Annotated in this window: 13 protein-coding genes; 5 read left to right on the top strand and 8 right to left on the bottom strand. The window is 63.6% G+C overall.

Annotated features, from left to right (window positions below):
• Positions 1 to 28: 28 nt before the first annotated feature.
• The 3 genes from NKH01_RS21535 to NKH01_RS21525 form a co-directional block, all read right to left on the bottom strand.
• Positions 29 to 625 (bottom strand): DUF922 domain-containing protein, encoded by a 597-nt coding sequence (locus tag NKH01_RS21535; protein ID WP_352856751.1) that lies wholly within the window; start codon positions 623 to 625, stop codon positions 29 to 31.
• A 110-nt stretch (positions 626 to 735) separates the two neighbouring features.
• On the bottom strand, positions 736 to 2,415 hold the full coding sequence (locus NKH01_RS21530) for an electron transfer flavoprotein-ubiquinone oxidoreductase (RefSeq protein WP_353022268.1): 1,680 nt from the start codon (positions 2,413 to 2,415) through the stop codon (positions 736 to 738).
• Between the two features lie 106 nt (positions 2,416 to 2,521).
• The gene (locus NKH01_RS21525) at positions 2,522 to 2,704 is read right to left on the bottom strand and encodes a hypothetical protein (RefSeq protein WP_353022365.1); all 183 of its coding nucleotides are present in this window, start codon (positions 2,702 to 2,704) and stop codon (positions 2,522 to 2,524) included.
• Here NKH01_RS21525 and NKH01_RS21520 point away from each other — a divergent pair.
• The 3 genes from NKH01_RS21520 (at position 2,655) to NKH01_RS21510 (ending at position 5,142) form a co-directional block, all read left to right on the top strand.
• On the top strand, positions 2,655 to 3,299 hold the full coding sequence (locus NKH01_RS21520) for a hypothetical protein (RefSeq protein WP_023718372.1): 645 nt from the start codon (positions 2,655 to 2,657) through the stop codon (positions 3,297 to 3,299). The two genes, NKH01_RS21525 and NKH01_RS21520, sit on opposite strands and share 50 nt — an antisense overlap.
• Before the next feature lie 37 nt (positions 3,300 to 3,336).
• Positions 3,337 to 4,218 carry a uracil-DNA glycosylase gene (locus tag NKH01_RS21515; RefSeq protein WP_352850251.1) on the top strand — a complete coding sequence of 294 codons (882 nt, stop codon included), beginning with the start codon at positions 3,337 to 3,339 and terminating at the stop codon, positions 4,216 to 4,218.
• Positions 4,219 to 4,323: 105 nt separating this feature from the next.
• Positions 4,324 to 5,142: a helix-turn-helix domain-containing protein gene (locus tag NKH01_RS21510; RefSeq protein WP_352481886.1), complete on the top strand. Its 819-nt coding sequence runs from the start codon at positions 4,324 to 4,326 to the stop codon at positions 5,140 to 5,142.
• Here the strand turns inward: NKH01_RS21510 and NKH01_RS21505 are convergent, their stop codons facing one another.
• On the bottom strand, positions 5,143 to 6,120 hold the full coding sequence (locus NKH01_RS21505) for a DMT family transporter (protein ID WP_502899437.1): 978 nt from the start codon (positions 6,118 to 6,120) through the stop codon (positions 5,143 to 5,145). It lies immediately after the preceding gene.
• Complete coding sequence (locus tag NKH01_RS21500; protein WP_353022363.1) at positions 6,117 to 6,332, bottom strand: hypothetical protein; 216 nt, start codon at positions 6,330 to 6,332, stop codon at positions 6,117 to 6,119. The genes NKH01_RS21505 and NKH01_RS21500 overlap by 4 nt, the downstream gene beginning before the upstream one ends.
• 154 nt (positions 6,333 to 6,486) lie before the next feature.
• Here NKH01_RS21500 and pepN point away from each other — a divergent pair, with 154 nt between their 5' ends.
• Positions 6,487 to 9,132, top strand: coding sequence for an aminopeptidase N (gene pepN / locus NKH01_RS21495; RefSeq protein WP_353022265.1), 2,646 nt, complete (start codon positions 6,487 to 6,489; stop codon positions 9,130 to 9,132).
• 181 nt (positions 9,133 to 9,313) lie between these two features.
• A complete protein-coding gene (locus tag NKH01_RS21490; RefSeq protein ID WP_353022263.1) occupies positions 9,314 to 11,641 on the top strand; it encodes a PAS domain-containing sensor histidine kinase in 2,328 nt (775 codons plus the stop codon).
• 52 nt (positions 11,642 to 11,693) lie between these two features.
• On the opposite strand, the gene NKH01_RS21485 is transcribed toward NKH01_RS21490, so the two are convergent.
• The 3 genes from NKH01_RS21485 to NKH01_RS21475 form a co-directional block, all read right to left on the bottom strand.
• Positions 11,694 to 12,164, bottom strand: coding sequence for an EF-hand domain-containing protein (locus NKH01_RS21485; RefSeq protein WP_353022261.1), 471 nt, complete (start codon positions 12,162 to 12,164; stop codon positions 11,694 to 11,696).
• 145 nt (positions 12,165 to 12,309) lie between these two features.
• On the bottom strand, positions 12,310 to 15,276 hold the full coding sequence (locus tag NKH01_RS21480; RefSeq protein WP_353022259.1) for a bifunctional [glutamine synthetase] adenylyltransferase/[glutamine synthetase]-adenylyl-L-tyrosine phosphorylase: 2,967 nt from the start codon (positions 15,274 to 15,276) through the stop codon (positions 12,310 to 12,312).
• Positions 15,276 to 16,745 (bottom strand): sensor histidine kinase, encoded by a 1,470-nt coding sequence (locus tag NKH01_RS21475; RefSeq protein ID WP_353022257.1) that lies wholly within the window; start codon positions 16,743 to 16,745, stop codon positions 15,276 to 15,278. Before NKH01_RS21475 ends, NKH01_RS21480 begins: the two co-directional genes overlap by 1 nt.
• Positions 16,746 to 16,750: the final 5 nt, after the last annotated feature.

Genomic DNA, 16,750 nt, shown 5'->3' with positions numbered 1-16,750 from the left:
TCCGCAGTCCAATCTCTACCCTGGCTTATTATTGGCCCACAAAAGCGCGGATGAGGTGCTCGACGGGGCCGCCGTCGCGATGCTCGCGCGCATCGAAGGCCTTCTGCTTTGCTTCATATTCGGCATAGATGGCATTGATCCGGCGCTTTGCCTCGCGACGTGCCTCGAAACAGTGCGGGTCATCATCGACTGTCAGCCCTCGAACCGACTTTTCGGTGGCCCGCATCATCTGTCTGGCGATGCGGCCATGGGTCTCTTCATGGGCGCGGACGCCAGCGAAGAACCGCTTCCACCGCTTCTGCAGTGCCGGCGACGTGGCTGAGGCCAGTTTGGGATAGGTATAGAAGAGATTGAGCGTCCCGTTGGCCTGGCGCAGGCGGCAGACGCCGTTTTCCGTATAGGCGTCGAAGGTCCAATCATCGACGCTGTAGCCGGTCTGCGCGATGGCGTGGGTCATGAAGCCGTGCTTCGGCCCACTGCGATCCATGGCCTCGATCAGGGCCGCGCCGGTGGTTCCGGCAATGTTATAAGTTCGTGTCTTGACCAATACTTTAGTGTCGGCCAAGGCTAAAGGGGTGCACAACGCCCCGATCGCCACAGCGCTCGTCAGAACTGCCAGACGCATTTTCCTTCCTCCCTGTCGTCACAGAAAGGAAACACAGGCAGGCGGTCTATTCAACAATCCTATGGTTGCGCTGCTCCTCATCTTGTTTGGTCCGGAGCAAACCTTGTGACTTACATGTTCTGGTAGACCGGGCCCTCGCCGCCCTGTGGCGGCACCCAATTTATGTTCTGGTTCGGGTCCTTGATATCGCAAGTCTTGCAGTGCACACAGTTCTGCGCGTTGATGACGAAGCGCACATCCTTGGCCGCAGGATCGGCGGCGGCATTGCCGTCCTTGTCGACCCATTCGTAGACGCTAGCCGGGCAGTAACGCGTCGAAGGCCCGGCATAGACGTCATGTTCGGAGCGCTTCTGCAGGTCCATGTCGGCGACGAGCAGATGGACCGGCTCGTTTTCCTCGTGGTTGGTGTTGGACAGGAACACCGACGACAGCCGGTCGAAGGTCAGCACCCCGTCCGGCTTCGGGTAGGCGATCTTCTGGTGCGCGGCGGCCGGTTCCAGCGTGGCGTAGTCAGCCTTGCCGTGCTTCATCGTGCCGAAGGGCGAGAAGCCGAACAGCGTGTTCAGCCACATGTCGAGCCCGCCAAGGCCGACGCCGACAATGGTGCCGAAGCGCGACCATAGCGGCTTGACGTTGCGCACTTTCTTCAGGTCCTTGCCGATATCGGTGGCGCGCCAGGCGGCCTCATAGGAGGCCAGTTCGTCATTGGCGCGGCCGGCGGCTATCGCATCACAGACATGCTCGGCGGCCAGCATTCCGGAGAGCACGGCATTGTGCGAGCCCTTGATGCGCGGCACGTTGACGAAGCCGGCCGCGCAGCCGATCAGCGCACCGCCGGGGAAGGACAGTTTCGGCACCGACTGCCAGCCACCTTCGGTGATGGCGCGGGCACCATAGCCCAGCCGCTTGGCGCCCTCGAAGGTGCCGCGGATCGCCGGATGGGTCTTGAAGCGTTGGAACTCGTCAAAGGGCGACAGATAGGGGTTCTTGTAGTTCAGGTGAACGACGAAGCCGACTGCCACCTGATTGTCCTCGAGATGGTAGAGAAAGGAGCCGCCGCCGGTCTTCATATCGAGCGGCCAGCCGAAGGAATGCTGGACAAGGCCCGGCCGGTGGTTTTCCGGTTTGACCTGCCAGAGTTCCTTGAGGCCGATGCCGTATTTTCCGGGCTCACGACCGTGGGAAAGGTGATATTTGGCGATCAGTTGCTTGGCCAGCGAGCCGCGCGCGCCCTCGCCGATCAAGACATATTTGCCCATCAGCGCCATGCCCGGCGCAAAGCCCGGGCCGTGCGTGCCGTCCTTCTCGACGCCCATGTCGCCGGTGACGACGCCGGTGACCGCACCGGCCTCGTTGTAGAGCAGGCCGACCGCGGCAAAGCCCGGATAGATCTCGACGCCCAGCGCCTCGGCCTTTGTCGCCAGCCAGCGGCAGACATTGCCGAGCGAGACGACATAGTTGCCGTGATTGTTCATCAGCGGCGGCATCAGGATATTGGGCAGACGGAACGAACCGGCGGGGCCGAGAACCAAGAAATGGTCGTCGGTGACCGGTGTCCTGAAGGGATGACCCTCCTCTTCGCGCCAACCCGGCAACAGCCGGTCGATGCCGATCGGATCGACGACGGCGCCGGACAGGATGTGCGCGCCGACTTCGCCGCCCTTTTCCAGCACGACGACGGAAAGCTCGGGATTGACCTGCTTGAGACGGATCGCGGCGGCGAGGCCGGCCGGGCCGGCGCCGACGATGACCACGTCGAATTCCATGCTTTCGCGTTCGATATCGCTCATCGACCCCTCACTGGCTCGCTATTCCCGGCATCTTGCTGGCTCACGCGCTGCATAGCGCATCAAATAGCGACGGGAAACCGGCGCGGACGTGACAATACCGATTTCGTCAAAAAGTCGCGTCCTGCCGCACAGATTCGCGGTGGCGAGCACCAATCTTCAATCCTATTCCGTTTGTAAGGATATGTCGCACTGATGTTTTTAATTGTTCGACGGCTTGCTTATCGGCCATACTTCCCGCCATGCGCATATTCGGGCCGGCTGGCTTTTCATCGACGCGCTTTTTTTTCACGCCCGGCCGGATTTGCCGTGCGGCGTTCTTGGCGCTTCTGCCGCTGGCGGCCGTCGATGCCCGCGCCGACCCACGACTGGTCTGGGCGACCGGCGCCTACTCCTTTTCCGACGAGCGCGGCGGCTTCCGCATCACCGGGGCTTCGGGCGTCGGCACGAAGGAGGATCCGCTCGTCATCACCGAAGAGCTGAATTCAGCGACGCCGGTAACGCTGGCCATTCGCACGACGAAGCCGATCCAGCCGTTCGGCAAGGCTGGAGACTTCGCCAATGGGCTGATGTACATGCGCATCGACGTGCTCAACAATAGCGGCCAGGCCTGGGTCGAGTTCCAGTTCGAACTCCAGGAGATCCTCGACCAGCCGAGCGTGTTCGGCGACGGCCTGTCGTTCGACCAGCGCAACAAAACGCCCGAAAATATCTGGTCGAGCAGCTACGCCGATTTCGACCGCAATTTCGAACCGTATGACCGCCTGCTGTTCAAGAACGGCAAGATCGACCCGCTGAAGACCGCCAGCTTCTATTTCCTGATCACCGACTACACGCCGCGCTGGACGTTCTATCTGGTGCAGGATCCGCGTATACCGTCGAGCTGAACTTGCAAATTCAAGCTCCGCGGCCGAATGTGAAACCATGACTGCCGCCCCCCACAATAACCGAGCCGATCTCGCCGAGCTGCTGGCCTTCTACGCCAGCGCTGGCGTCGATGAGGCACTTGAAGAACAGCCGGTAAACAGGTTTGCAGAAGCCAGGCCGCCGGAGCGGGTACCCGCGGCGGCCGCTCTGCCGGCCGGTGAAAATGCGGCGCCGCAACGCTCGACGAGCGTGTCGCGCGCCGAAATGGGCGAGAGACCGAATACGGCCCCGGTTGTGCGAATGCCCCCGGCCACCGCAACGGTGCCCGACGAGGCGCAGGCAGCGTTAGCGCGGCAACTGGCGAGGTCGGCGGCAAACCTCGACGAGCTTCGCCAGCACATGGCGGCATTCGACGGCTGCAATCTCAAATTCACGGCCAAGAACCTGGTGTTCGCCGACGGCAATCCGACTGCCGAGGTGATGCTGGTCGGCGAAGCGCCGGGCCGCGACGAGGACATAGAGGGCCTGCCGTTCGTCGGCCGCTCTGGCCGGCTGCTCGACCACATCCTGGCCGCGATCGGTCTTGATCGAAATTCAGTCTACATCGCCAATGTCATTCCCTGGCGGCCACCGGGCAATCGCACGCCGACGCCGCACGAGACCGAGATATGCCGGCCGTTCATCGAACGGCAGATCGAGTTGGTTGCTCCGAAAGTGCTGGTCAATCTCGGCGGCCCGTCGGCAAAGACCCTGCTCAACACCTCCGAAGGCATATTGCGGCTGCGCGGCAACTGGCGCGTCCACACGACCCCATCCGGCGTCGCAATTCCCGCCATGCCGACCCTGCATCCGGCCTATCTCCTGAGGACGCCGGCGCACAAGAAGCTGGCGTGGCGGGATTTCCTCGAAGTGAAGGCGAAGTTGCGGGCGCTGAGTTGAGGTTCGCGCGCCTCTTCCTTCTCTCTGTGGTGGAGAAGGGAAAGACAGTGCCGATGACTTCCCAGGTAATTGAAATCCCTCTCCCACCGGCCTAGTCATCTCGTCATGACAGCAGTCCAGATTTCCGCCGGCAGTCTCATTCGCGAATGGCGTACACGCCGGCGCATGAGCCAGCTCGACCTCGCCATGGAGGCCGAGATCTCGCAGCGGCATCTGAGCTTCGTCGAAAGCGGCCGCGCCGCACCCTCGCGCGATATGGTGCTGCATCTGGCCGAGCAGCTTTCGATCCCGCTCAGGCAGCGCAACCAGCTGCTGCTGGCCGCCGGCTTTGCCCCGAGCTTCAGTGAGCGGCCGCTTGACGATGCCTCGATGGCGCCGGCGATGGCGGCGGTCGAGACCGTGCTCAAGGCGCACGAGCCGTTCCCGGCGCTTGCCGTCGACCGGCACTGGAACCTGGTGTCGGCGAACGCCGCCATAGGCCCGTTCCTCGCCAATGTCGCCGATGCCTCATTGCTGACGCCGCCGGTCAACGTGCTGCGCCTCAGCCTGCATCCCGGCGGCATCGCGCCGCGCATCGTCAACCTTGCGGAATGGCGGACGCATCTTCTGGAGCGGCTGAAGCAGCAGAACGATGCTACCGCCGATCCGGTGCTGGTCGAGCTCGAGCGCGAGCTTCGGGCCTATCCGTCCGGCCTCAAAGGCAGCCGGCCGGCGCCGGTCGAACCGAATGCGATTGTCCATCCGCTCAAGCTTGCCCATGGCGACGCGATGCTGTCGTTCATCAGCACCATCACCGTATTCGGCACGCCGCTCGACGTGACGTTGTCGGAGCTGGCGATCGAATCCTTTTTCCCGGCCGACGAGCAGACGCGGGCGGTGCTGGTGCGGCTGGCGAAAGGGCGGGCCGACGCGGCGAAAGGCTGATCACCCCTGTGGCGCGATCGCCTTGCGCGTGCGGGTGCGTTCGAGGCCGAGCTGGCGCTCACGCCAGATGATGAAAATGCCCGCTGCGACGACGATAATGCCGCCGACCAGCATGTTGATCGTGGCGACGTCGCCAAAGACCAGATAGCCGACCACGACGCCGAGGATCATCGAGGTGTATTCGAACGGTGCGACGACCGAAGCTTCGGCATGGCGATAGGCCGAGGTCATCAGGATCTGGCCGAGCCCGCCGCAAAAACCCGCGGCAATCAGAAGCCCCGCCTGCACTGGCGTCAGCGCCTGCCAGCCGAATGGCAGCGAAAGCAGCGCCATGACGCTCGCCGTCACAGAGAACCACAGCACGATGGTCGCCGTCCGCTCGCTCTGGACGAGGTTGCGCACCAGGAGCATGGCGATGGCCGAGATCGCCGCGGCCATGAGGGCGGCGATGACGCCGAGCACCTCCTGGTCGCCAAGGGCAGCGCCCGAGCCCAGCAGCGTCAGTTCCGGCCACGAGATGATCAGCACCCCCACCAGGCCGACGGCAACCGCGCTCCAGCGATAGATGCGGATGGCTTCGCCGAGGAAGATCGAACTGAACACCACGACCAGCAGCGGCTGCGCGTAGTTCAGCGTAATCGCCTCGGGCAGCGGCAGCCGCGTCAGCGCGAAGAAGCCGAGCCCCATGGCGCAAACCCCGACAACACCGCGCGCAATGTGGTTGAGCGGGCGCTTTGTCGAAAAGGCGGTGCCGAGTTTCCCCTGGAAGGCGAGGAAGGCGATGATCGGAAAGATGGCAAAGAAGGAGCGGAAAAAGACGATCTGGCCCGCCGGCACCGTGCCTGCCGCCTTGATGCAGGACGACATGCCGACGAAGACCGCCACCGATACGATCTTGAGCACGATCCCGGTTAGCGTGCTGTGTTCGCCGGCGTGGTCGCCGGCAGCAAGCACTGGCAAGTCCCGTTCGGCTGTCACGCCCCTTTTGCTTCCTGGATCGCCGCCAAGATGCGCGCCGGCGTTGCGGGCATGTCGATATGTCTGATGCCGTAGGCGCTATAGAGAGCGTCGGTCACCTCATTGAGCGCGGCACGCGTCGACCCGATCGTACTCGCCTGCCCGGCGCCCTTGAAGGCCTCGCGACGCAGCACCGAGGCGCCCATCCCGAATTTCGGCGTGACGACGGTCATGGAAGCCTCGCGATGATGCTTGGGAAATGATCGCCTGAAATAGACGTCGCTGCAGTTTTGTCGAGGGAGTGTTTCGTGTAAAGAGCGCAGACTTCAATTTATTTGGACCAGCGGACCCGCCCGCCACTCCCGGATCGACAGGAAAAATCAAGGAATGCGCACCGATACCGGCCAGGTCTTCAAGCTAGAAGACTATCGCCCCAGCGATTATCTCATTCCGGAAACCAGCCTGACTTTCTGCCTTTCACCTGAAGCAACGCATGTCACCGCCGTGCTGGCGGTCGAACGCCGCGACGGGATTGCGGCATCAGTGCCGCTGGTGCTCGATGGCGACGGGCTGACGCTCAGCAGCATCGCCATCGACGGCCAGGAAACGAGCCCTGCGGATTTTCTCGCCACGCCCGATCAACTGACAATCGTCAGCCCCCCTGCGGCAAGGCGCTTCCAACTGAGAATCGAAACGGTGCTGGCGCCGGCGCGGAACGAAGCGCTTATGGGCCTCTATCGCTCCAGCGACGTCTATTGCACGCAGTGCGAGGCCGAAGGCTTTCGCCGCATCACTTATTTCCTCGACCGCCCCGACATCCTGTCGGTCTATACGGTGCGCATCGAAGCTCAGCGCCGTGAGGCGCCGCTGCTTTTGTCCAACGGCAACCCGGCCGGCAGCGGCGAACTTGCCGGCGGCTGGCACTATGCGGTCTGGCACGACCCGTTCCCCAAGCCGTCCTATTTGTTTGCGCTGGTGGCGGGCGACCTCGGCAGGATCTCGGACAGTTTCGTTACCCTGTCTGGCCGCAACGTCGAGCTCGGAATCTATGTCGAACCGGGCAAGGAGAGGCTCGCCGGCTACGCCATGGATGCCTTGAAACGCTCGATGAAATGGGACGAGGAGGCGTTCGGCCGCGAATACGACCTCGATGTCTTCAACATCGTCGCCGTGTCCGACTTCAATATGGGCGCGATGGAGAACAAGGGTCTCAACATCTTCAACGACAAGTACGTGCTGGCCGACCAGGAAACCGCGACGGACGCCGATTTCGCCAATATCGAAGCCATCATCGCGCATGAGTATTTCCACAATTGGACAGGTAACAGAATCACTTGCCGCGACTGGTTCCAGCTTTGCCTGAAGGAAGGCCTGACCGTTTTCCGCGACCACGAATTCTCCGCCGATCAGCGCTCGCGCGCCGTCAAGCGCATCGCCGAGGTGCGTACGCTGCGCGCCCATCAGTTTCCCGAGGACCAGGGGCCGCTGGCGCATCCCGTGCGGCCGCGCCGCTACCGCGAGATCAACAATTTCTACACGGCGACGGTCTACGAAAAGGGCTCGGAAGTCGTGCGCATGATCCATACCATCCTCGGCGCCGAGACGTTCCGCGCCGGCATGGACCTGTACTTCGAACGTCACGACGGCCAGGCGGCGACGATCGAAGACTTCATCAAGGTGTTCGAAGACGTCTCCGGTCGCGACCTGTCGCAGTTTTCGCTGTGGTACCATCAGGCCGGTACGCCGAACCTGACCGCCAGCTCGGCGTATAATCCGGCGGCGCGAGAATTCACACTCGAAATCGAGCAGTCGGTGCCGCCAACACCGGCGGAAAGCCGCAAGCGGCTGATGCACATTCCGCTTGCCTTCGGCCTGGTTGGCGCCGGTGGCGAGGCGATAGCGCATAGCGGCGTCGAAGGGGCGAACGTCGAGGACGGTGTCATCCATATCCGCAAACGTCGCCATGTCGTCAGGTTTTCCGGGATTGCCGAGCGTCCGGCCATGTCGCTCAACCGTGGCTTTTCGGCGCCGGTGACGCTTTCGGTCGAGCAACGGCCCGACGACCAGTTTTTTCTGGCTGGCCATGACAGCGACGCCTTCTCGCGCTGGCAGGCGTTCAACACGCTTTTGACCGATGCCCTGATTGCAGCCTTCCGTCAGATCCTGGACCACAGGCAACCCGAGTTCAGCGCCCGGCTGACCGAGCTTGCGGGCAAGATAGCCGGCGACGAAGCACTCGAACCCGCCTATCGGGCATTGGCGCTGGCGCTGCCCGGCGAGGCCGATATCGCCCGCGACATCGGCAAGAACATCGACCCCGACGCCATTTTCGCGGCGCGCGAGGCGCTAGTGGTTGCGATCGCCGAGACCAACAGCGAGATATTCTCCAAACTTTACGATCGGCTCGCCGACAATGGTCCGTTCAGCCCGGATGCGACCAGTGCCGGGCGGCGTGCACTGCGCAATGTCCTGCTGGATTATCTCTGCTTGCTGCCGGGAGGCGCGGAACTCGCTGCCCGGCACTTCCAGTCGGCGACCAACATGACCGACCGGGCCGCGGCGTTGACCGTGCTTGCGCACCGTCACCACGGCTCACCGGAGGCGACCAAGGCGCTGGCCGATTTCGAGGCGAGATATGCAACCGATGCGCTGGTCATGGACAAATGGTTCCAGATCCAGGCCAGTGTGCCCGGCCCGCAAACCGTCGATGCGGTGCGCGCTTTGACCGGCCACCCGACGTTCTCGATGGCCAACCCGAACCGGGTGCGCTCACTCATCGGTACGTTTTCCAGCGCCAACCAGACCGGCTTCCATAGCGCCGACGGCGAGGGCTACCGGCTTTTCGTCGAAACGGTGCTGCAGGTGGAAAAGCGCAACCCGCAGGTGGCCGCCAGGCTGGCGACGGCGCTCAGGTCTTGGCGGTCGCTCGAACCGGTGCGGCAGGCCAAGGCAAGGGAGGCGCTGCTTTCGATCGCCAATGCAGAGAAGCTGTCGGCCGATTTGCGAGACATCGTCGAGCGCACGCTGGCCTGACAACGCGCCGGCTCACCACCACAATGGCGTCTCGCCCGAAAACCGCATTATTTTAGTCGATTTTTAATCTTTTTTCGCCGCGCCTCTGGACAAGGCGAATCACCTTTGATTCCTTACAGACGATTCGGAAGTGCGGCGTTGCCGGATCGTCAAGCAGATTGAAAATCGGGGAGTGCCATTTATGGCGAAGGCGGACGCGTGGGGCGCGCCCGGTGGGACGGCTTTTGAGCGACGCGAGGCGCGAAGCGACGGTCTCGCCGGCAATACGCGGCTCATCGCCGAACCTGCCTACCGACGGCTGCTGGCAGCCGAGCCGCTGTTGCGGCGATCGATACCGGCCCTCATCATCATCTTTCTGTTGATCATTGCAGTATTGCGCTTTCTGTCGCTGATGAACGAGCGCGACGAGATCGAGCGCGACGCCAAGGCGATCCTTGCGCTGGCCGCGGGCCAACTGGCCAATTCGATCGCTGCCGACGCGGCCATGGTTTCGACGCCCGGCGCGATCCAGGACCTGCTGGAGGGAACCGGCCGTCAGGGCGCGATGGGCCGAAGCCACGTACTGGCGATCACCGACAGCGCCTTCAAGATCATTGCCGTATCGCCGCAGTCGACGCACTGGGAGGGGCGATCGCTCGATGGCGTCGTGCAGGGCGGGCAGCCGCTGTTCATGTTCGGCGACCGCGCCGGGGTGATGGAGGTCAGCATCGGCGGACAGGACTGGTACGCGGCGGTGAGCCTGGCGAATGGCCGAAGGGGTGCCGCGGCAGCCTTTGTGCCGCAGGAGGCAGTTTTTGACACCTGGCGCAAGACGGTCTCGCTCAACGTCACGCTGTTTGTGCTGACGGCCGGCGTGCTGATCATCATCCTCTACGCCTATTTCGGCCAGGCGGCGCGCGCCCAGGCCGCCGACCGCATCTATCTCGAAGCCCACCAGCGCATCGACATGGCGCTGGTGCGCGGCCGCTGCGGCCTGTGGGACTGGGACATGGTGCGCGGCAAGATGTACTGGTCGCGCTCGATGTACGACATGCTGGGCTACGAGCCTTGCGACACGATGCTGTCGTTCGGCGAAGTCGACGAAATCATCCATCCCGAGGACGGCGATTTGTTTGAACTCGCCAACAGGATCGTCGGGCGCGAGATCGACCACATCGACCAGGTGTTCCGGATGCGTCATGCCGACGGGCAATGGGTCTGGATGCGGGCAAGAGCACAGGTTATCGACCCGGAAGCCCCGGAGATCCAGCTGATCGGCATCGCCGTCGACGTCACCGAGCAGCGGCACCTGGCGCTGCGCTCCGAAGCCGCGGACCTGCGCCTGAGGACAGCCATCGAAAACATCAACGAATCCTTCGTGCTGTGGGATTCGTCCGAGCGCCTGATCATGTGCAATTCCAAATACCAGCAGGATAACGGCCTGTCGGATCGCGACGTGATGCCGGGCGCCCCGCGCGCCGTGCTGGATGAACGCATGTTGGCGTTCGCCTCGGAGCGGCGGCTTGCCAATACCAACGGACCGCAGGGGGGCGTGACCTTCGAGCGCCAGCTTGCCGACGGCCGCTGGCTTCAGGTGAACGAATTGCGGACAAGGGACGGCGGCACCGTCTCGGTCGGCTCCGACATCACCCAGATCAAGCTGCACCAGGAGAAGCTGGTCGACAGCGAGCGCCGTTTGATGGCAACGATCCACGACCTCAGCCTTGCCCGTCGGGCGGAAGAAGAACGGGCCCGCGAACTCGTCGAGCTCAATCGCAAATACATGAAGGAAACCGAGCGGGCGGAAGCGGCGAACCGGGCCAAATCTGAATTCCTGGCCAATATGTCGCACGAGTTGCGCACGCCGCTCAACGCGATCATCGGCTTTTCGGAACTGATGGAACGGGGCCTGTTCGGGCCGCTGGGTTCGCCGCGCTACGAAGAGTATGCCACCGACATCAACGGCAGCGGCAAATATCTTCTCGGCGTCATCAACGATATCCTCGACATGTCGAAGATCGAGGCCGGCCAGTTCGCGCTGGATCAGGAACAAATCGATCTCTGCCCGCTGATCAGGGAAACGGTTCGCGTCGTTTCGCTGCAGGCGGCGGAAAAATCGATCACCGTCGAAACCCGCATCGCCGATTCGCTGACGCTGTTCGCCGACCGCAGGGCGATCAAGCAGATCCTCATCAATTTGTTATCGAATGCCGTGAAGTTCACCGGGCAAGGCGGCCACATCTCGGTCAGGGCCCGCAGCATTTCCAGCGCGCTGATCCTGACGATCGAGGACAATGGCTGCGGCATCCCGAAGGCGGCGCTGAGCAAGCTCGGGCGGCCGTTCGAACAGGTGCAAAACCAGTTCTCCAAGAGCCATGCCGGCTCCGGCCTCGGCCTCGCCATCTCGCGCTCGCTGGCCGAGCTTCAGGGTGGCGCGTTGAAGATCCGCTCGACCGAAAGCGTCGGCACGATCGTCTCGGTACGCATCCCGATCAAGAAAGCCACGCAGGCGGTCAAGGCCGCTGCCTGAAACGACAAAATAAGTCTCCGGCGGCTCGCGCCGCCGGAGAGGTTATTAATTCTCACTGCATGCCGTCATTGCCGTCGCCGCCCCATTGGTGGTGACGGCCGGGACCCTTCGGCAGTTCGTTCTTCTCGATCTTGCCGTCATTGTCGCGGTCGAGCATGGCGAACACCTTCTTCTGGCGGCTGGTGATGTCGTCGGCGGTCAGCGTGCCGTCGCCCTTGGTGTCGTAGCGGGCGATGATGCGCCTGGCCATCTGCTCGAAGCGTGCCTTCTCCAGCGCGTCGGCGAGCTGTGCCACGGTCAGCTTGCCGCCATTGTCGGCGACCATCTTCTTCAGCCGCGCGTTCATGGCGTCGGAGAACTGGTCGAAGGTGATGGTGCCGTCATTGTCCTTCATGACCTTACCGAGGCGCATCATCATGCCCTCGCCCGGCCCGGCGCCGGAGTGCTCGTCTGCATAGGCAGCGGTGCCGACGGCGCCGGCCAGGGCTGCGAAAACGAGTGCAAGTCTGGTCGTCTTTCTCATGGTCTTCTCCTGTTGCATCGTCACCCCCGATGCTAGAGCGGCAGATCTTCAATCCCCGCTCTATCTCCTTGTTTGAGCATCGGAAGCTCCCAAAGCAGGTCGCCACTTTTGGCTCCGATGCTCTCGCCCGTTCGGCCGATTGCCGTCACGGTTGTTTCGCACGAAGCAAAAGGTCAAAATCCTTTCTGACCTTCTGCGACGTCTCCTTGAGGTGCGCTTCAAGCACACCGAAATCCGGCAGGTCGGTGACCGCCAGAAGCAGATCCGAAAGCCCTGGCGGAACGTCGTCGCGTTCGAACGCGCCGGTAAGGCAAAGCCGTATTATCTGGGTCAGCGCCAGATAGAGCGAATAGGCATCCACCAGTTCCTGCCTGACCTGGGCGCTGGCGAAATCCGGCGCCAGGCGCGACAGGATGTCAGCCGTGCCGGTGGCCCTGCGGCCTGCCTCGATCTTTCCGGTAATCACCGCAACCTGGGCGATGAATTCGAGATCGATGAGGCCGCCCGGGATCAGCTTGATGTCCCAGGTATCGCGCGGCGGCTTCTCCTTGTCGACCATGGCGCGCATCTCGGATGCCTCGGCCATCACCTTGACTGGATCGCGCGGCAGAGCGAGCACTGCGGCAACTTCCCCTTCGACCTCGCGGCAGAGCTCGGCATCGCCGCCGATCGCGCGGGCTCGCGCCAGCGCCATGTGCTCCCATGTCCAGGCGTCCTGGCGCTGATACTTCTTGAAGGCGTCGACATGGGTGGCCACCGGCCCCTTGTTGCCGGACGGCCGCAGGCGAAGGTCGAGCTCATAGAGCACGCCCTCGGCCGTCGGCGCGGAAACGGCGGCGATCAGCCGCTGCGTCAGTCGGCTGTAGTAATGCGACGGGGCAAGCGGCTTGTCGCCGTCGGACTCCTCGGCATCGGCGTCGTGATCGTAGAGCAGGATGAGGTCGACGTCGGAACCTGCCGTCAGTTCGCGGCTGCCGAGCTTCCCCATGCCGAGCAGTGCGACCCTGCCGCCGGCAATACGGCCATGACGCAGCACAAATTCCGCCGTCACCGTCTGCAATGCCGCCTCGATGGTCAGATCGGCGAGGTCGGAAAAAGCGCGGCCGGCGCGCGGTGGATCGATCGACCCGGCAAGCAGTCTGACGCCGATCAGGAACTTTTGCTCCGAAGCAAAGATGCGCAGTCGGTCGAGCACGTCCTCATAGGCCCTGTCGCCTTCGAGGAAGGCGGCAAGACGCGCCGACAGATAGGCGCGGTTGGGCAGTTCACTCAGCAGCGCCGGATCGAGCAGGCCGTCGAAGACATGTGGCCGGCGCGTGATGATGGCGGCCAGCCGCGGTGCCGCGCCCATGATCGTCGCCATCAGCTTCAGCAAAGCCGGGTTCGAATGCAGCAGCGAAAACAGCTGGATGCCGGCAGGCAGGCCGGCAAGGAATTCGTCGAAGCGGATCACTGCCTCGTCCGCCCGCCGCGTCTGGCCGAAGGCTTGCAGCAGCGCCGGCGTCAGTTCGGTCAGCCGCTCGCGCGCTTCCGCCGACCGGGTGACGCGATACCGGCCGAAGTGCCAGCCGCGGATAACCCGGCAGATGTCGCTCGGCCGCTGGAAGCCGAGCCGCTTCAGGGTCTGCAAGGTGTCGGGATCGTCGACGTCGCCGGTAAAGACCAGATTGCCGATGCCTGCCGAAAGCTCCGGCGCGGTTTCAAACAGCGCTGCATAGTGGCGCTCGACCTGGTGCAGCGCCGCGCGAAACGCTTCGGCAAAGCCTGCCGCATCGGCAAAGCCCAGCATGCGGGCGACGCGCTCCAGCCCCTCTTCGTCCTCCGGCAGGATGTGCGTCTGCTGGTCGGCAACCATCTGGATGGCGTGCTCGACGCGGCGCAGGAACCAGTATTGCCTGGTGAGGGCATCGCGCGCATCGGCAGTGATCCAGCCACGCGCGGAGAGTTCGCCAAGCATCGGCACGGTCTCGCGGCCGCGCAGTTCGGGAAAGCGACCGCCGGCGATGAGTTGCTGGGTCTGGACGAAGAACTCGATCTCGCGGATGCCGCCGCGGCCGAGCTTGACGTTGTGACCTTTGACCGCGACCTCGCCATGGCCCTTGTGGGCGTGGATCTGGCGCTTTATCGAATGGACGTCGGCGATCGCCGCATAGTCCATGTATTTGCGCCAGATATAGGGCTGCAGTTCCTTCAGGAACGCGGCGCCGGCGGCAAGATCGCCAGCCACCGGGCGCGCCTTGATCATGGCGGCGCGCTCCCAGTTCTGGCCGCGCGCCTCATAGTAGCGCAGCGCCGCCTCGACCGGGATCGCCAGCGGCGTCGAGCCGGGGTCGGGACGAAGCCTGAGATCGGTGCGGAAGACGTAACCGTGCTCGGTGCGGTCCTGGAGAATGCGGACCAGCCGGCGGGTCAGGCGCGAAAACAGCTCGGTGGCATCGAGCGAATCGACGACGGCAGGCGCATCGGGGTCGAAGAAGACGACGAGGTCGATGTCGGAGGAGAAGTTCAGCTCATGCGCACCGAGCTTGCCCATGCCAAGCAAGATCCAGCCCGAGCGTTGCGCCGGATTTTTCGGATCCGGCAAACTGAGCTTGCCTTGCTCATGCGCGTCGCGGAGCAGGAAATCGACGGCTGCACGCGTGCAGGCGTCGGCAAGGTCGCTCAGTCGCCGCACCGTCAGCGAAGTCTCGGCCTCGCCGGCGAGATCGGCCAAGGCGATCAGGAAATGCGCCTCCGCCTTGCATCGGCGCAGCTCCATCATCAGGCTGCCTTCGGAGACGGCCTCTGCGCGCGCTGCCTTGTCGACCGCGGCGCCGATCGATGACAGCCGCGCCTCGATGGTCTCGTCAAAAAGCGCATCGAGGATTAGCGGCCGGCGGCGAGCGGTATCGCGCAGGAACGGCGACAGGTCGAACACGGCGGCGAGGAAATCCTGGATGACCCCCTTGCCGGCGAGAAATTTCGCCAGTCGCGGCAGTTCTTCCTGCCGCGCGGCGTCGGCGATCTCCGCCAATTCCTGCCTGGCGCGGCTTGCATCCAGCGGAACGAGCTTTACCGCCGGCTTCAAAAGCCAGTCCGTCTCGAGGCGTCGCGCTGCCATCCTCGCCACCATCAGCGATCTTCCCGCCCGGGAAAACTCATGACGACGGACAATCCGGGATTGCCGGGCAGAAGCGCAAGCCGTCCATTGTGGAACGTCATGATCGCCTTGGCGAGGCTCAAGCCAAGGCCGGAACCCGGCTGCGAGCGGCTCTTTTCCAGCCGCACGAAACGCTCGGTCACCCTGGCGCGGTCGACATCGTCGGGAATGCCCTGGCCGTTGTCGGAAACAGCAAGCCTGATCTCGCCATCGATACGCTCCAGCGTCACGCGAACCGTAGGCCTGGAGGTCGAGTCGGTCGAATATTTGATCGCGTTGTCGACGATATTGGACAGCGCCTGGCCGATCAGCTCGCGATTGCCGTTGACGGCGAAGGCACCCTGTACCGAGGTTTCGAGCGTCACACCCGCCTCTTCCGCCACAGGCTCGTAGAGTTCGACGACGTCGTGCACGGCAGCGGCCAGGTCGACCGTGGTGGTGCTTTCGGAGGAATAGCCGGCCTCCAGCCGTGAGATCATCAGGATGGCGTTGAAGGTCTTTATCAGCTGATCGGATTCGGCGATCGTTCCTTCCAGCGCCTGTCGGTAGTCGCTGGTGTTGTGCTTGCCGGAAAGCGTCGCTTCGGCGCGATTGCGCAGCCTGGTCAGCGGCGTTTTCAGGTCGTGGGCGATGTTGTCGGAGACCTGCTTCAGTCCCTCGTTCAGCGTGGCGATCCTGGCCAGCATGGAATTGAGGTTTTCCGACAGCCGGTCGAACTCGTCGCCGGCGCCGGTGACCGGCAGCCGGCCGGAAAGATCGCCGCCCATGATGCGGCGGCTCGCCTCCGACACACTGTCGATGCGCTTCAGCGCAGCGCGCCCGACGAAGAACCAGATCAGCAGCCCGCCGACGCCCATCATGCCGAGCGCCAGCATCAAGGCGCGGCGAATGACGGCGCGGAAGCGCTCCGGCTCGCCGAGGTCGCGCCCAACCAGCATGATCATCTGGTTGGGCAGGCGCAGCACCAGGGCGATGGCGTTGTGGCCTTTCTCGCCTTCGGCCTGGACCTCGTTCTGCGCGGGCTCGTTCGGGTCGGAGACCGGGTTGCGCTGCCGCTCGAGCTCGCCCTCGCCGAAGCGGCGGTAGGAGAACGGTTCGGTGGTCCAGCCCTCGGCCTCAATCACGCCCGGCTCCAGGCTCTGCACGTTGCCGGTCAGGATCTGGCCGTTGGCATCGGCGATCAGATAGAGATTGGCGCCGGGCTGGCGGGAGCGCTGCTCGACGACGCGGACCAGCACCGGCAGGCCGCCGCGCTGATAGGCGCGGGCAAGGCCGAGTACCTCGTCGTTGATCGTCTCCTGCGTCTGGGCAGTCAGCATGCGCGCCGAGAGCGAGGTCATGTACAAGACCAGCAGCACAGCGCACAGCGCAAAAAGCAGAAGATAAAGCGCTGAAAGCCGCGCTGCCGTCGTCCTCATGATGGCCGGCACGGAAAGGGCCATGGGGT

Origin of the sequence: Mesorhizobium sp. M1403 (genome assembly GCF_040317695.1) — a bacterium.
GTDB lineage: Bacteria > Pseudomonadota > Alphaproteobacteria > Rhizobiales > Rhizobiaceae > Mesorhizobium.
The sequence above is the reverse complement of the archived record's forward strand: the minus strand, read 5'-3'. Positions and strand labels throughout refer to the sequence as shown.

What these genes read in the sequence shown, in the direction of transcription:
- NKH01_RS21530 (WP_353022268.1), bottom strand. Translation starts at nt 2,415, where the DNA reads ATGAGCGATATCGAACGCGAAAGCATGGAATTCGACGTGGTCATCGTC.
- NKH01_RS21520 (WP_023718372.1), top strand. Translation starts at nt 2,655, where the DNA reads ATGCGCATATTCGGGCCGGCTGGCTTTTCATCGACGCGCTTTTTTTTC.
- NKH01_RS21480 (WP_353022259.1), bottom strand. Translation starts at nt 15,276, where the DNA reads ATGGTGGCGAGGATGGCAGCGCGACGCCTCGAGACGGACTGGCTTTTG.
- NKH01_RS21535 (WP_352856751.1), bottom strand. Translation starts at nt 625, where the DNA reads ATGCGTCTGGCAGTTCTGACGAGCGCTGTGGCGATCGGGGCGTTGTGC.
- NKH01_RS21510 (WP_352481886.1), top strand. Translation starts at nt 4,324, where the DNA reads ATGACAGCAGTCCAGATTTCCGCCGGCAGTCTCATTCGCGAATGGCGT.
- NKH01_RS21485 (WP_353022261.1), bottom strand. Translation starts at nt 12,164, where the DNA reads ATGAGAAAGACGACCAGACTTGCACTCGTTTTCGCAGCCCTGGCCGGC.
- NKH01_RS21475 (WP_353022257.1), bottom strand. Translation starts at nt 16,745, where the DNA reads ATGGCCCTTTCCGTGCCGGCCATCATGAGGACGACGGCAGCGCGGCTT.
- NKH01_RS21500 (WP_353022363.1), bottom strand. Translation starts at nt 6,332, where the DNA reads ATGACCGTCGTCACGCCGAAATTCGGGATGGGCGCCTCGGTGCTGCGT.
- NKH01_RS21490 (WP_353022263.1), top strand. Translation starts at nt 9,314, where the DNA reads ATGGCGAAGGCGGACGCGTGGGGCGCGCCCGGTGGGACGGCTTTTGAG.
- pepN (WP_353022265.1), top strand. Translation starts at nt 6,487, where the DNA reads ATGCGCACCGATACCGGCCAGGTCTTCAAGCTAGAAGACTATCGCCCC.
- NKH01_RS21515 (WP_352850251.1), top strand. Translation starts at nt 3,337, where the DNA reads ATGACTGCCGCCCCCCACAATAACCGAGCCGATCTCGCCGAGCTGCTG.